Below are 12,732 nucleotides of genomic sequence, written 5' to 3' on the forward strand. Positions count from 1 at the left end.
CGCATGGTGTCCGTGGGCGGGGGCGGCGGCCATGGCGAGCGCCATGTGGAGCATGGCCAGGGAGCCGACGGTGTGGTGCAGATGGTGGAGCCGGTGCTCCCCGTCGAACAGGACCAGCGCCAGCCCGTACACCGCGGTGGCGCCGAAGAGCGCCGCGAAGACCGCCGGCGGCAGTGGGTCCACCGCCGAGGCGGGCAGCGCCATCACGGCCATGCCCAGCCCCATCACCGCTTCGCCGGCGGCCTCGCGCCGCTGCCCGGGCGTGCCGCCGCGTGTCTGCCGCAGGCAGTACACGCCCACGGCGCCGCACAGGACCACCAGCATCCAGCCGACCGGATCCGGTCCGTGCACCCCGCCTCCCCGTCGCTTCCCCGGCCGGCCGCTCCGGCCGGTTCCGCGGGGAGGATGCCCGGCGCCGGACGCGTGTACGGGAGCGCGCGGAGGCAGTGGGGGAGCGCGACCGGAGCGCGCGCTCGCGGGGGCGCGGCACCACCCCCGAGAACGCGCGGGAGGTCTCAGATACCGGGCCGGTAGCGCAGCGGATGGTCCTCGGGGACCTCGACGAGGACGATCGGCACCCCGTCCGGATCGCTGATCCACGTCTCCACCAGCCCCCACGGTTCGCGCCTGGGCTCCCGCAGTACCTCCACACCGCGGTCGGTGAGCTCCCGATGGGCCTCGGCCGCGTCGGCGACCTGGAGCCACAGCCTCAGGCCGGGCGCGGGCGGGACCTCGGACCGGCCGGAGACCTCCAGGAAGCCGCCGCCCAGGAAGTAGACGGTCCCGCGCTCCGGCCCGGTGCCGAACTCCCGGTACACCGCCAGCCCCAGGGCCCCGCCGTAGAACGCCCGCGAACGGTCGGGGTCGGTGGGGCGCAGCAGGATCCGGCTGCTCAGTACGTGAACCATGGCACCGAGCCTAGGGCGTGTCCGGGGCGCTGTCCGGCATACGGGCCGAGCGGCCGGGACGTGCGGACGGAGGTTTAGGCTCGGCCCCATGAACGCCCCGAACGCCGTGAACGACCCCGCTTCCGCAGCCTCCGGCACCATCCCCCCGACCGGCTCCGGCCTGAGCTTCAGGACCGCGGGCGAGGACGACGTCCCCGCGCTGGTCGCCCTGGTGGAGTCGGCGTACCGGGGCGAGGCCAGTCGGGCGGGCTGGACCACCGAGGCGGACCTGCTGGAGGGGCAGCGCACCGACTCCGAGGGCGTCGCCGACGTCGTCCGCGCCCCCGGCAGCCTGATGCTGGTCGCCGAGCGGGACGGGGAGCCGGTCGCCTGCTGCCAGCTCGAGCGCCGCGAGGGCGGGGAGGGCCGGACCGTCGCGTACTTCGGGATGTTCGCCGTCCGGCCGGTCCTCCAGGGCGGCGGGCTGGGCAGGGCGGTTCTCGCGGAGGCCGAGCGGATGGTGCGGGAGCGCTGGGGCGCCCACGAGATGCACATGACGGTGATCACCGCCCGGGCGGACCTGATCGCCTGGTACGAGCGTCGCGGCTACGCCCGGACCGGGCGCACCAGCCCCTTCCCGTACGGCGACGAGCGTTTCGGCGTCCCGCTCCGCGACGACCTGGAGTTCGAGCTGCTGGTCAAGCCGCTTCGGCGACCGCTCTCCTGACGTCGGGCAGGTCGGTGACCACGCCGTCCAGCCCCAGCTCGCGGACGCGGGCCAGGTCCTGGTCGGTGTTGACCGTCCAGGAGATCACCCTCAGGCCCGCGGCGCGGCAGCGCCCGACGACGTCCGCGTCCAGCCGGCGCAGCTCGCAGGAGACCATCGGGGCTCCCAGGTCCACGGCGCGCTCGGGGGCGGTGGGCGTCGATCTGCCGGTGACCAGCGCGATGGGGATGTCCGGCAGCAGCTTGCGGGTCTCGCGCAGGGCGTCGTCGTGGAACGAGATCACCGTGACCCGCCGGTGAAGGCCGAGCCGCTCGACGGCCTCCGCCAGCACCCGCGCCGCGGCGCGGTCCTTGATCTCGGCCTGGAGCGGCGCGGAGACCGCTTCCACGACCTCCTCGAAGACCGGAACGCGCTCGCCGAGGCCGGCGTCCAGCTCGCGCAGCTCGGCGAGGGTCTTGTCCGCGATGGGACCGGAGCCGTCGGTGGTGCGGTCCACGTCGGCGTCGTGCATCACCACCAGTGCGCCGTCCCGGCTCAGATGGAGGTCCAGTTCGATGACGTCGAAGCCCTCGCGGTCGGCCCGGACGAAGGAGCGCAGGGTGTTCTCGGGCTCGACGCCCATCACTCCGCGGTGGCCGACGGTCAGCAGTGGCACGGCGCGTTCTCGCTTTCCTGCGGTGTTCGAAGCGGCGGTGCGTACGCGCGGCAAGAGTAGCCGCGGACGATCACCGCCCGGGACGCGGGGCGCCGGCGGGCGCGGCGGCGGGCGCGGAGCACGCCGGATCGGCCTCCTCGACGCGGATACGGCCTTCTCTTCCGTTTCAGGGGGGCGCTCACAGGAAAAACAGCTGCATAGCGGGTGGTCGGCAGAAGAACTTTCTCCCTCTCGGGTTGATCGGGGAAGTCTGCGCAGCTACGGTGCTGCTACGAGAGTTTCTTCTGTGGAGGGGTAGTAATGACGGAAATCCTTTCGCCCGCGGTAGCGACGGGTGGCGCTCCGACCGCCGGCGGCTCGTTCGCCGGCCGTGTGGTGGAGCACCCCGCCTGGGCGGTGCTCAAGGAGGCCGTCGAGGCCGTCCGTCCCGCCCAGTCCAAGGACGGCTCCATCGACTTCGAGGCCGAGGGCGCCCCCGCGCGGGCCGAGGTCGAGCGGCACATCGAGCAGGTCGTGGCCTGCGTCGAGGAGCTCGCACCGCTGCTCCCGCACAACGAGGCGTACCACCGCGCCCTGGTGGCCGACCTGCGCCGCTGGGCCGGGAGCGGCTTCGGCGTCCCCGACTTCCTGGACTCCCTGCTGGCCTTCCAGCCCGCCTCCCACCGCGCCGACGGGATCCAGCACCTGGTCGTCTTCCCCATGTACACGCAGAACGGCAACCCCGACCGCAACCTGGAGGCCGTCGTCCTGCGCGTGGTCTGGCCGGACTGGCTGGCCGAGCTGGAGCGCACCCGCTACGACAACCCGCTCTTCCTCGGCATCACCTTCGAGGACTTCACCAGCGGCTACGACACCCACTCCGCGGTCCTCTTCCCCGAGACCGTCGCCGTGCGCGAGGCGCCCGAGCGGTTCTCCTGGGGCGGGATCTTCTGCGACCGGGAGGCCGCCCGATTCCGCCGCGTCGTCGACGCCGCCTGCGAGGTCACCAAGCTGGAGCTGCCCGAGGACGCCCGGGGACTGCTGGCCGACCAGAAGCGCGCCCAGCAGACCTTCGTGCTGTGGGACATGGTCCACGACCGCACCCACAGCCACGGCGACCTGCCCTTCGACCCGTTCATGATCAAGCAGCGCCAGCCGTTCTGGATGTACGGCCTGGAGGAGCTGCGCTGCGACCTCACCGCCTTCCACGAGGCCGTGAAGCTGGAGGCCGACGGCTTCGAGCAGGGCCGTGACGTGCAGTACGCCGTGCTGCTGGAGCGCCTGTTCCGCTTCCCCGTCACCGGTGAGCGCAGCCGCAACTACGACGGGCTGGGCGGCCAGCTGCTGTTCGCCTACCTCCACAAGCACGACGCCCTGCGCTGGACGGACAACAAGCTCAGCATCGACTGGCGGCGGGCCCGCGAGGTGACCGTGCACCTGCGCGAGGAGATCGAGACCCTCTACCGCGAGGGCATCGACCGCCCCAAGCTGGTCCACTGGTTCAAGGCCTACGAGCTGGTCTCCACCTACCTCGCCCCGCACCCCGGCTCGACCTGGGCCAAGGGCCCCGACGCCCTGGACCTGAGCCTGCCGCCGCGCAAGCTGGTGGACGAGGTGCTCCCCGACGAGTTCCCGCTGAGCATGTTCTACGAGGCCCTCGCCAAGAAGCTGCGTAACGTGATCGCATCGACCAAGGGCATCACCGCCGAGTCCGCCCTCCCGGCCGCGGCGTGACCACCGGACGTCACAGAGAGGCGATCACCACCATGACCAGCACATCCAACGGCAACGGCGGCCCCCTGGACGGCGCCGTCGTCGCCGTCGCCGGCGCGGCGGGGCCCGCCGGGCAGGCCGCGCTGCTGAGCCTGGCCGAACGGGGGGCCACCGTCGTCGCCGCCGACGCGGACGCCGAGCGGCTGGCCGAGGCCGTCGACAGGGCCCGCTTCGCGCACGGCGGCGCCGCCGTCACCGGTGACACCGTCGACCTGCTCGACCTGGAGGCCACCCGCGAGTGGGCCACCCGCACCGAGAAGGAGTACGGCCGAGTCGACGGGCTGGTGCACCTGGTCGGCGGCTGGCGCGGCTCGGCGGCCTTCGCCGAGACCGACCTGTCCCACTGGGACCTGCTGGAGAAGCTGCTGGTACGCACCGTGCAGCACACCTCCCTGGCCTTCGAGGGAGCCCTGCGCCGCAGCGGAAACGGCCGCTACGTCCTGATCAGCGCAGCCGGCGCCACCCGCCCCACCGCCGGAAACGCCGCCTACTCCGCGGCCAAGGCCGCCGCCGAGGCCTGGACGCTGGCCCTGGCCGACGCCTTCCGCAAGGCGGGCAAGGGGTCGGATGCGGGGCCTCCGGCCGCTGCTGCCATCCTGGTGGTCAAGGCGCTGGTCAACGACGCGATGCGCGCCGAGCGCCCGAACGCCAAGTTCGCGGGCTTCACCGACGTCGGGGAGCTGGCCGAGGCCATCGCCGGTGTCTGGGACAAGTCCGCCGAGGAAGTGAACGGACACCGCCTGTGGCTGACCCCGCAACCGTAGAGGCCCACCCGACCGAGGCACCCGCGGCATCCCCTCCGACGGACGCCCGGCGCCGCCACGACCCGCGGGTGCGCGGCTTCGCCAGCGACAACTACGCGGGCGCGCACCCGGAGATCCTGGCGGCGCTCGCCCTCGCCAACGGCGGTCACCAGACCGCCTACGGCGAGGACGAGTACACCGCCCACCTCCAGGAGGTCTTCCGCGCCCACCTCGGGCCGGCGGCGGAGGTCTTCCCGGTGTTCAACGGCACCGGCGCCAACGTCGTGGCCCTCCAGGCCCTCACCGACCGCTGGGGCGCGGTCGTCTGCGCCGACAGCGCCCACATCAACGTGGACGAGTGCGGCGCGCCCGAACGGGTCGGCGGACTGAAGCTGCTGACCGTGCCCACCGAGCACGGCAAGCTCACCCCCGAGCTGGTCGAGCGCGAGGCGTACGGCTTCGACGACGAGCACCGGGCGATGCCGCAGGTGGTCTCGATCACCCAGAACACCGAACTGGGCACCGTCTACACGCCCGAGGAGATCCGGGCGATCTGCGAGACGGCCCACGAGCGCGGCATGGCCGTCCACCTCGACGGCGCCCGCATCGCCAACGCGGCGGCCGCGCTGGGCGTCCCGCTGCGGGCGTTCACCACGGACGCGGGCGTGGACGTGCTCTCCTTCGGCGGCACCAAGAACGGCATGCTCTTCGGCGAGGCCGTCGTCGTGCTCAACCCCGGCGCGGTGCGGGCGATGAGGCACCTGCGGAAGCTGTCGATGCAGCTGGCCTCCAAGATGCGGTTCGTCTCGGTGCAGTTCGAGGCGCTGCTCGCCGGGGACCTGTGGCTGCGCAGCGCCTCCCACGCCAACGCCATGGCCGCGCGGCTGGCCGACGGCGCGCGCGCCGTCGACGGGGTTGAGATCCTCCACCCCGTCCAGGCCAACGCCGTCTTCGCCCGGCTTCCGCACGACGTGAGCGAGCGGCTGCAGAAGCGCTACCGCTTCTACTTCTGGGACGAGGCCGCCGGCGACGTGCGCTGGATGTGCTCCTTCGACACCACCGAGGAGGACGTCGACGGCTTCGTCGCCGCGCTGCGGGAGGAGATGGCCCGCTGACCGCGCGTGCGGGCGGCCCGCCGGCCGGAAAGGGGCGGCGGGCCGCTTCTGTCCGCCTCCACGGGCTTTCGCGGAGGCGGGGAGCCGGTCATGGAGAGGACCGGGGACCGCGCTAGAGGGAACCGGCCTCGGCCGGGGTCGGGGCGGTGCCGCCCAGGTGCGCGGGCATCCACCAGGTGTCGTCCGGCCCCTTGGGCCGCACCGGGTACGCCCGCTGGGCCGCCTCCAGCAGCTCCTGCACGCGGTCGCGCAGCCGCTCGGTGAGTTTGGCCGCCGACTCGCCCTCGGCGGGCCGCAGCGGCTCGCCGACCCGGATGGTGATCGGGAAGTGGTTGCGGCCGAAGTCCCGCTTGTGGCCCTTGGTCCACAGCCGCTGAGTGCCCCACAGCGCGACGGGCAGCAGCGGCACGCCCGCCTCCTGCGCCATCCGGGCCGCACCGGTCTTGAAGTTCTTCAGGGTGAACGACTGCGAGATCGTGGCCTCGGGGAAGACGCCGATGATCTCGCCCGAGCGCAGCGCCTTCAGCGCGTGGCGGTAGGCGTGCTCGCCCTGCGAGCGGTCCACCGGTATGTGCTTCATCGCGCGCATCAGCGGCCCCGAGACCTTGTGCCGGAAGACCGACTCCTTCGCCATGAAGCGCACCAGCCGCTTGGCGGGCCGGGCGGCCAGTCCGGCGAAGACGAAGTCGAGGTAGCCGATGTGGTTGCTGACCAGCACGGCGCCGCCGCGCCGCGGGACGTGCTCGGTGCCCTCGATGTCGAAGCGCAGGTCGAGAGCCCTGAACAGGGTGCGGGCTGCACCGATCACGGGCGGATACACCAGTTCTGCCATCTGGGAGGACCCTTCTGGGAAGCTGCCTGGGGAGGGTTCTCCCGGCGGATCTACCCGAACCTACGCTGCCGTAACTTCCCTGGCCAATTCCGGGGACGGGAGATCCTCGTCACGTTCGGACACCACCCGGCGCCTCACCCCGCGACCCGGCGCAGCACCAGGTACATCTCGCAGCCCAGGCAGTAGCCGAAGGCGGCGTTGAGGAAGGCCGCCGCGAGCGCGCACGCGGTCGCGGCCATGCCCAGCCACAGGGGCCCGGCGCCGTATCCCACCAGGCCCACCAGGGCGAAGGCCAGGCCCACGGTCTGCGCGAAGCGGGGCGGGGCCGCGTCCTCCGTTTCGGCCGGCGGTCCCAGTCGGGGTCGGACCAGGTGGCGGAAGAGCAGCCCGTAGGGCGAGCGCGTCACGCCGAGCGCCGCCCCGGCGGCGAACACCAGTGCCTGTGCGGCCAGCAGCCAGAAACTCCCGCCGACCAGCACGGCGGCCAGGACCGCGGTGGTCACGGCGGCGGCGAACCTCGTTCCCCGTGTGTCGACCCTCATGGTGACAGCATTCCGCACCCGGGGGCGCGGTGGCGGCCGGATAAGGGAATCGGCGGCATGGCCCCGGGCGCTGTGGGAGACGATGCGGGAGGCGGGCAGAGGCGATGGGACGACGGGGGCGGCGGAGATGACGGGTCTGGTCGTGTGTCTGGCGGTGCTGGCGTTGGCCGGCGCCTTCGGGATGGCGCACAGCAGACGGAACGGAAGGATGACGGTGCGCGGACGGGACGCGGAGGAGAGGGTGACCGCCGGGGAGGTGGGCGCCGAGCGGCTGGGGGAGCGGGCCACGCTGGTGCAGTTCTCCAGCGCTTTCTGCCAGCCCTGCCGGGCCACCCGGCGGATCCTGGCCGAGGTGGCGCAGATGGTCGAGGGAGTCGTCCACGTGGAGGTGGACGCCGAGGCCCGGCTGGATCTGGTGCGGCGGCTGGGGATCATGCGTACCCCCACCGTCCTGGTGCTGGACGCTCGGGGCCGGATAGTCCGGCGGGCGAGCGGACAGCCGCGCAGGGCCGATGTCATCGCCGCGCTCGGGGAGGCCGTGTGAGGGCCGGGAGGGTCCCCGGGGCCGTCAGCGGCGCCGGCCGCGTGACCCTGGTCCCATCCGCGCGGGCGAACTTGACGCGGACCGCCCGCGGTGGACAGCCTGGCCTGCCGTGGGCAGGGGATCTCAGATGAGCGCACCGAACGGCATCCGGCGGGTACCGGAGGCGGCCGAAGCCGGTCCCGCCCTGCTGCGCGCCGTCTTCCGGCGGCACGCCGCCGGGGTCGCCGTGATCACCGCCCACGGGCACGGCCGCCCCGCCGGGTTCACCGCGACATCCCTGGCCTCCGTCGCCGCCGAACCACCGCTGGTCTCCTTCAACATCGCCACGGCCTCCTCGGTGTGGCCGGTGGTCGCCGAGGCGGAGCACGTGGGGGTGCACATACTGGGCGAGCACCAGCGCGAGCTGGCCGCCACCTTCGCCCGCCCGGGAGCGGACCGCTTCGCGCCGCCCACCCGCTGGCGCCGGGGGCCGCACGGGGTGCCGGTGCTGGAGGGCGTGCTCGCCTGGACGGTGGGCGCGGTGGTGGCCCGGGTGCCGACCGGCGACCACCGGGTGGTCCTGGCGGAGCTGGTGGCCGGGGACTCCTCCGGCGCGGGCCGCCCGCTGCTGTACCACGCGGGGCGTTACAACGCGCTGGGGGAGGGCACGGTGCCCTCCTGAGCCGTTGGAAAGGTCACAGTTCACCGGCCTTGCCTCCGGGTAAGGGCCTGGGTGTACTGACGAGTAATATCCTGGATGGAGAGCCGGCCCCACCGGACCGGATTCCGCCCGATCAGGCGCCTATGCTGCCTGTGAGACAAGGCAGCCAGTAATGACGACGCATGTAGGAGAGCCGGCGTGAGCTTGAGGATCGTTGTCTGTGTGAAGTACGTGCCCGACGCCACCGGCGACCGGCACTTCGCCGATGACCTGACCGTCGACCGCGAGGACGTGGACGGTCTGCTGTCGGAGCTCGACGAGTACGCCGTCGAGCAGGCCCTGCAGATCGCCGAGAACGCCGATGACGCCGAGGTCACCGTGCTGACCGTGGGCCCCGAGGACGCCAAGGACGCGCTGCGCAAGGCGCTGTCCATGGGCGCCGACAAGGCCGTGCACGTGGAGGACGACGACCTGCACGGCACCGACGCGATCGGCACCTCCCTGGTGCTGGCCAAGGCCGTCGAGAAGACCGGCTACGACCTGGTCGTCTGCGGCATGGCCTCCACCGACGGCACGATGGGCGTGCTGCCCGCGCTGCTGTCCGAGCGCCTGGGCGTGCCGCAGGTCACGCTGCTGTCCGAGGTCTCCGTGGAGGACGGCAAGGTCACCGGCCGCCGCGACGGCGACGCCGCGACCGAGCAGCTCGAGGCCGCGCTTCCGGCCGTCGTGTCCGTGACCGACCAGTCCGGTGAGGCGCGCTACCCCTCCTTCAAGGGCATCATGGCCGCCAAGAAGAAGCCGGTTCAGTCCCTGGACCTGGACGACCTGGACATCGACGCCGACGAGGTCGGCCTCGAGGGCTCCTGGACCAAGGTCGACGAGGCCGCCGAGCGCCCGGCCCGCACCGCGGGCACGATCGTCAAGGACGAGGGCGAGGGCGCCAAGCAGCTCGCCGAGTTCCTGGCGGGCCAGAAGTTCATCTGAGCCCGAAGGCCCGTCGCACCCCTCACTCCTTTCCGCCCTCGCAATCCTCGCAGGAGAGCAACTCCCATGGCTGAAGTCCTTGTCTACGTCGACCACGTGGACGGCGCCGTCCGCAAGCCCACCCTCGAACTGCTGACCCTGGCCCGCCGCATCGGCGACCCGGTCGCCGTGCACCTGGGCGCCGGCGCCGACGGTGCCGCCGCCACGCTGGCCGAGTACGGCGCGGTGAAGGTGCTCGCCGCGGACGCCCCCGAGTTCGCCGACTACCTGGTCGTGCCGAAGGTGGACGCGCTCCAGGCCGCCTACGAGGCCGTCTCCCCGGCCGCCGTGCTGGTCCCCTCCTCCGCGGAGGGCAAGGAGATCGCGGCCCGCCTGGCGCTGCGCATCGGCTCGGGCGTCATCACCGACGCCGTCGACCTGGAGGCCGGCGACTCCGGCCCGGTGGCGACCCAGTCGGTCTTCGCCGCGGCCTTCACCACCAAGTCCCGCGTCACCAAGGGCACCCCGGTCATCACCGTCAAGCCCAACTCCGCCGCCCCCGAGGCCGCCCCGGCCGCGGGCACGGTCGAGCAGCTGTCGGTGACCTTCGGCGAGAAGTCCACCGGCACCAGGGTCGTCTCCCGCACCCCGCGCGAGTCGACCGGCCGCCCGGAGCTGACCGAGGCCGCGATCGTGGTCTCCGGCGGCCGCGGCGTCAACGGCGCCGAGAACTTCTCGGTCATCGAGAACCTCGCCGACTCCCTCGGCGCGGCCGTCGGCGCCTCGCGCGCCGCGGTGGACGCGGGCTGGTACCCGCACACCCACCAGGTCGGCCAGACCGGCAAGTCCGTCTCGCCGCAGCTGTACATCGCGGCGGGCATCTCCGGCGCCATCCAGCACCGGGCCGGCATGCAGACCTCGAAGACCATCGTGGCCGTCAACAAGGACGAGGAGGCCCCGATCTTCGACCTGGTCGACTACGGCGTGGTCGGCGACCTCTTCGAGGTCCTCCCCAAGCTCACCGAGGAGATCAAGGCCCGCAAGGGCTGACACCCTCCGCGGAAGGCGGACAGCGGCCGGGGCCGCGCGGACCGTGCACCGGTCCGCGCGGCCCCGGCCGTACCGGCTCCGGCGCCCTCCGGGTGCTTCCCGGGCGTGCTCAGGAGTGCGGGGGGACCTCTCCCGAGCCGCGCGGGATCAGTCGGGTGGGCAGCACCACGCGCCGCGGCTCCTCGCCCGAACCCTCCAGCCGGCGGAACAGCAGCTCGCCGGCTCTGCGGCCCAGCAGCGCGGGTTCCTGCGCGATGACGGTGACCGGTGGGGTCAGCAGGTCGGCCAGCTCGAAGTCGTCGAAGCCCACCAGCGCCACGCGCCGCTCCAGGCCCGCCAGCACCCGCACCACGGTGACGGTCACCCGGTTGTTGCCCGTCAGCAGTGCGGTGACCGGCCCCGCGGCCGAATCCCGCCCCGCCAGCATGCGCTCGGCGTCGGCCCGTACGCGCCCGGGGTCGGTGGGGCCGAGCGCGACCCAGGAGCCGTCCACCGCGAGCCCGGCCTCCGCCATCGCGGCCCGGTAGCCGCGCAGCCGCTCGGCGGCGGTGTGGATGCGCGGCAGGTCGCCGATGAAACCGATCCTGCGGTGACCGTGGGCGATGAGATGGGCGACGCCCTCGCGCGCGCCCGTGAAGCTGTCGGAGAGCACCGCGTCGGCCTCGATGCGGGCGGCGGGGCGGTCCACGAAGACGGTGGCGATCCCGGCGGAGATCTCCGGCTCCAGGTAGCGGTGGTCGTCACCGGCCGGGACGATCACCAGTCCGTCCACGCGCCGGGCGCACAGGGCCAGCGCCAGCTCCCTCTCGCGCTCGCCGTCCTCGGCGCTGGAGCCGTTGATCAGCAGCGCGCCGTGTGCCCGGGCGACCTCCTCGACGGCGCGGCTGAGGGGGGCGTAGAAGGGGTCGGCGAGGTCCTCCAGGACCAGCCCGACGCTCGCGGTGCGGCCTTTGCGCAGGATGCGGGCGCTGTCGTTGCGGCGGAAGCCGAGGGCGGTGATGGCCTCCCGCACCCGGCGCTCGGTGTCGGGGGTGACGCCGGGCTCGCCGTTGACGACCCGGGAGACGGTCTTGAGGCCGACCCCGGCGCGGGCGGCCACGTCCTTCATCGTCGGCCGCAGCCCGTAGCGGCGCCGGGGGCTGCGGGCGGGTCGGGCGGTGTCGGCCACTTGAGGTCTCGTCCTGTCGTCGGCGGTCGGTGACACGGATGCCGTACGGCACGTCCCCGTGCGTCGGTGGCCTCAGAGCATAGAGCCGGCCGATGGAGTGGACAACGTTGTCAAAGATAGGTGAGACTCTCCGCCCATGGATCAGGATCTTCTCGCCGCCCTCGACATCGGCGGAACCAAGATCGCAGGCGCGCTGGTGGACGACGGCGGACGGCTGCTGCTGCGGACTCAGCGGCCCACTCCGGCGCGGGAGCCGGGCGACGGCGTGATGCGGACGGTGGCCGAGGTGCTCGGCGAACTGAGGGCGGCGCCCCAGTGGCCGCGTGTGGCGGCCCTGGGGATCGGCAGTGCCGGGCCGGTGGACGCCCGGCGGGGCACGGTGAGCCCGGTCAACATCCCCGGCTGGCGGGACTACCCGCTGGTGGAAGGGGTGCGCGCGGTCGTCGGGGGGATGCCCGTGACACTGGTGGGCGACGGAGTGGCGATCACCGCCGCCGAGCACTGGCAGGGCGCGGCGCGCGGCCGGGACAACGCCCTGTGCATGGTCGTCTCCACCGGGGTGGGCGGCGGGCTGGTCCTGGACGGCAGACTCCACCCCGGACCGACCGGCAACGCCGGCCACATCGGCCACATCAGCGTGGACCTCGACGGCGACCCCTGCCCGTGCGGGGCGCGCGGCTGTGTGGAGGGCCTGGCCAGCGGACCCAACATCGCCCGCCGGGCCCTGGCCGGCGGCTGGCGGCCCGGGCCGGACGGAGACGCCAGCGCCCGCGGGGTGGCCGCCGCCGCGCGCACCGGGGATCCGGTGGCCGTGGCCTCCTTCGAACGCGCCGCACGGGCCCTGGCGGCCGGGATCGCGGCGACCGCGACACTGGCCGAGATCGAGATCGCGGTGATCGGAGGAGGAGTGGCCCAGTCCGGCGAGGTGCTGTTCGCCCCGCTGCGCCGGGCGCTGCGGGAGTACGCCACACTCTCCTTCGTCCGGGGGCTGGAGGTCGTCCCCGCCGGTACGGGCACCGGGGCCGGCCTCGTCGGGGCCGCGGCGGCCTGCCGCCAGGCGCTGGGCCGGCCCGTGTGAGAGTTCCGGCCCGCGGTGGGGCGGGACATGCGGGGC

At 73.4% G+C, this 12,732-nt stretch carries 15 protein-coding genes; 9 read left to right on the forward strand and 6 right to left on the reverse strand.

Features of this window, described 5'->3' with window-relative positions:
- Both L7D48_RS17920 and L7D48_RS17925 read right to left on the reverse strand, forming a co-directional pair.
- A partial coding sequence (locus L7D48_RS17920) for a DUF5134 domain-containing protein (RefSeq protein WP_237880462.1) occupies positions 1 to 351 on the reverse strand: 351 nt, incomplete at its 3' end.
- Between the two features lie 164 nt (positions 352 to 515).
- A complete protein-coding gene (locus L7D48_RS17925) occupies positions 516 to 908 on the reverse strand; it encodes a VOC family protein (RefSeq protein ID WP_237880463.1) in 393 nt (130 codons plus the stop codon).
- 88 nt (positions 909 to 996) lie between these two features.
- Here L7D48_RS17925 and L7D48_RS17930 point away from each other — a divergent pair, with 88 nt between their 5' ends.
- A complete protein-coding gene (locus L7D48_RS17930; RefSeq protein ID WP_237880464.1) occupies positions 997 to 1,614 on the forward strand; it encodes a GNAT family N-acetyltransferase in 618 nt (205 codons plus the stop codon).
- Here the strand turns inward: L7D48_RS17930 and L7D48_RS17935 are convergent.
- Positions 1,586 to 2,269 (reverse strand): glycerophosphodiester phosphodiesterase family protein, encoded by a 684-nt coding sequence (locus L7D48_RS17935; RefSeq protein ID WP_237880465.1) that lies wholly within the window; start codon positions 2,267 to 2,269, stop codon positions 1,586 to 1,588. The genes L7D48_RS17930 and L7D48_RS17935 overlap by 29 nt on opposite strands.
- Before the next feature lie 300 nt (positions 2,270 to 2,569).
- Between L7D48_RS17935 and L7D48_RS17940 the strand changes: the two genes are divergently transcribed.
- Genes L7D48_RS17940 through L7D48_RS17950 form a run of 3 tightly spaced genes read left to right on the forward strand, consistent with a single transcriptional unit; the run spans position 2,570 to position 5,879 of the window.
- Positions 2,570 to 3,982 carry a DUF6421 family protein gene (locus tag L7D48_RS17940; protein ID WP_237880466.1) on the forward strand — a complete coding sequence of 471 codons (1,413 nt, stop codon included), beginning with the start codon at positions 2,570 to 2,572 and terminating at the stop codon, positions 3,980 to 3,982.
- A 32-nt stretch (positions 3,983 to 4,014) separates the two neighbouring features.
- Entirely contained in the window at positions 4,015 to 4,785 is a 771-nt protein-coding gene (locus tag L7D48_RS17945; RefSeq protein WP_237880467.1) for an SDR family NAD(P)-dependent oxidoreductase, read from the forward strand.
- Positions 4,764 to 5,879, forward strand: coding sequence for a low specificity L-threonine aldolase (locus L7D48_RS17950; RefSeq protein ID WP_237880468.1), 1,116 nt, complete (start codon positions 4,764 to 4,766; stop codon positions 5,877 to 5,879). The genes L7D48_RS17945 and L7D48_RS17950 overlap by 22 nt, the downstream gene beginning before the upstream one ends.
- A 112-nt stretch (positions 5,880 to 5,991) precedes the next feature.
- Here L7D48_RS17950 and L7D48_RS17955 read toward each other — a convergent pair whose 3' ends face one another.
- Both L7D48_RS17955 and L7D48_RS17960 read right to left on the reverse strand, forming a co-directional pair.
- A complete protein-coding gene (locus L7D48_RS17955) occupies positions 5,992 to 6,711 on the reverse strand; it encodes a 1-acyl-sn-glycerol-3-phosphate acyltransferase (RefSeq protein WP_237880469.1) in 720 nt (239 codons plus the stop codon).
- A gap of 134 nt (positions 6,712 to 6,845) precedes the next feature.
- On the reverse strand, positions 6,846 to 7,253 hold the full coding sequence (locus L7D48_RS17960; RefSeq protein WP_237880470.1) for a DUF4395 domain-containing protein: 408 nt from the start codon (positions 7,251 to 7,253) through the stop codon (positions 6,846 to 6,848).
- Positions 7,254 to 7,380: 127 nt separating this feature from the next.
- Between L7D48_RS17960 and L7D48_RS17965 the strand changes: the two genes are divergently transcribed.
- From L7D48_RS17965 to L7D48_RS17980, 4 genes are all read left to right on the forward strand, one after another.
- Complete coding sequence (locus L7D48_RS17965) at positions 7,381 to 7,797, forward strand: thioredoxin family protein (RefSeq protein ID WP_237880471.1); 417 nt, start codon at positions 7,381 to 7,383, stop codon at positions 7,795 to 7,797.
- Positions 7,798 to 7,924: 127 nt separating this feature from the next.
- Positions 7,925 to 8,458 carry a flavin reductase family protein gene (locus L7D48_RS17970; protein ID WP_237880472.1) on the forward strand — a complete coding sequence of 178 codons (534 nt, stop codon included), beginning with the start codon at positions 7,925 to 7,927 and terminating at the stop codon, positions 8,456 to 8,458.
- 177 nt (positions 8,459 to 8,635) lie between these two features.
- Complete coding sequence (locus L7D48_RS17975; protein WP_237880473.1) at positions 8,636 to 9,421, forward strand: electron transfer flavoprotein subunit beta/FixA family protein; 786 nt, start codon at positions 8,636 to 8,638, stop codon at positions 9,419 to 9,421.
- A gap of 66 nt (positions 9,422 to 9,487) precedes the next feature.
- Positions 9,488 to 10,450, forward strand: coding sequence for an electron transfer flavoprotein subunit alpha/FixB family protein (locus L7D48_RS17980; protein WP_237880474.1), 963 nt, complete (start codon positions 9,488 to 9,490; stop codon positions 10,448 to 10,450).
- Positions 10,451 to 10,559: 109 nt separating this feature from the next.
- Here the strand turns inward: L7D48_RS17980 and L7D48_RS17985 are convergent, their stop codons facing one another.
- Positions 10,560 to 11,558, reverse strand: a complete 999-nt coding sequence (locus L7D48_RS17985; RefSeq protein WP_237880476.1) for a LacI family DNA-binding transcriptional regulator — start codon at positions 11,556 to 11,558, stop codon at positions 10,560 to 10,562.
- Between the two features lie 196 nt (positions 11,559 to 11,754).
- Between L7D48_RS17985 and L7D48_RS17990 the strand changes: the two genes are divergently transcribed.
- Positions 11,755 to 12,696, forward strand: coding sequence for an ROK family protein (locus tag L7D48_RS17990; RefSeq protein WP_237880475.1), 942 nt, complete (start codon positions 11,755 to 11,757; stop codon positions 12,694 to 12,696).
- The last annotated feature ends 36 nt before the right edge of the window (positions 12,697 to 12,732 follow it).

Origin of the sequence: Streptomyces sp. ICN903 (assembly GCF_022015835.1) — a bacterium.
In the GTDB taxonomy this organism is placed as follows: Bacteria; Actinomycetota; Actinomycetes; order Streptomycetales; family Streptomycetaceae; genus Streptomyces; species Streptomyces fenghuangensis.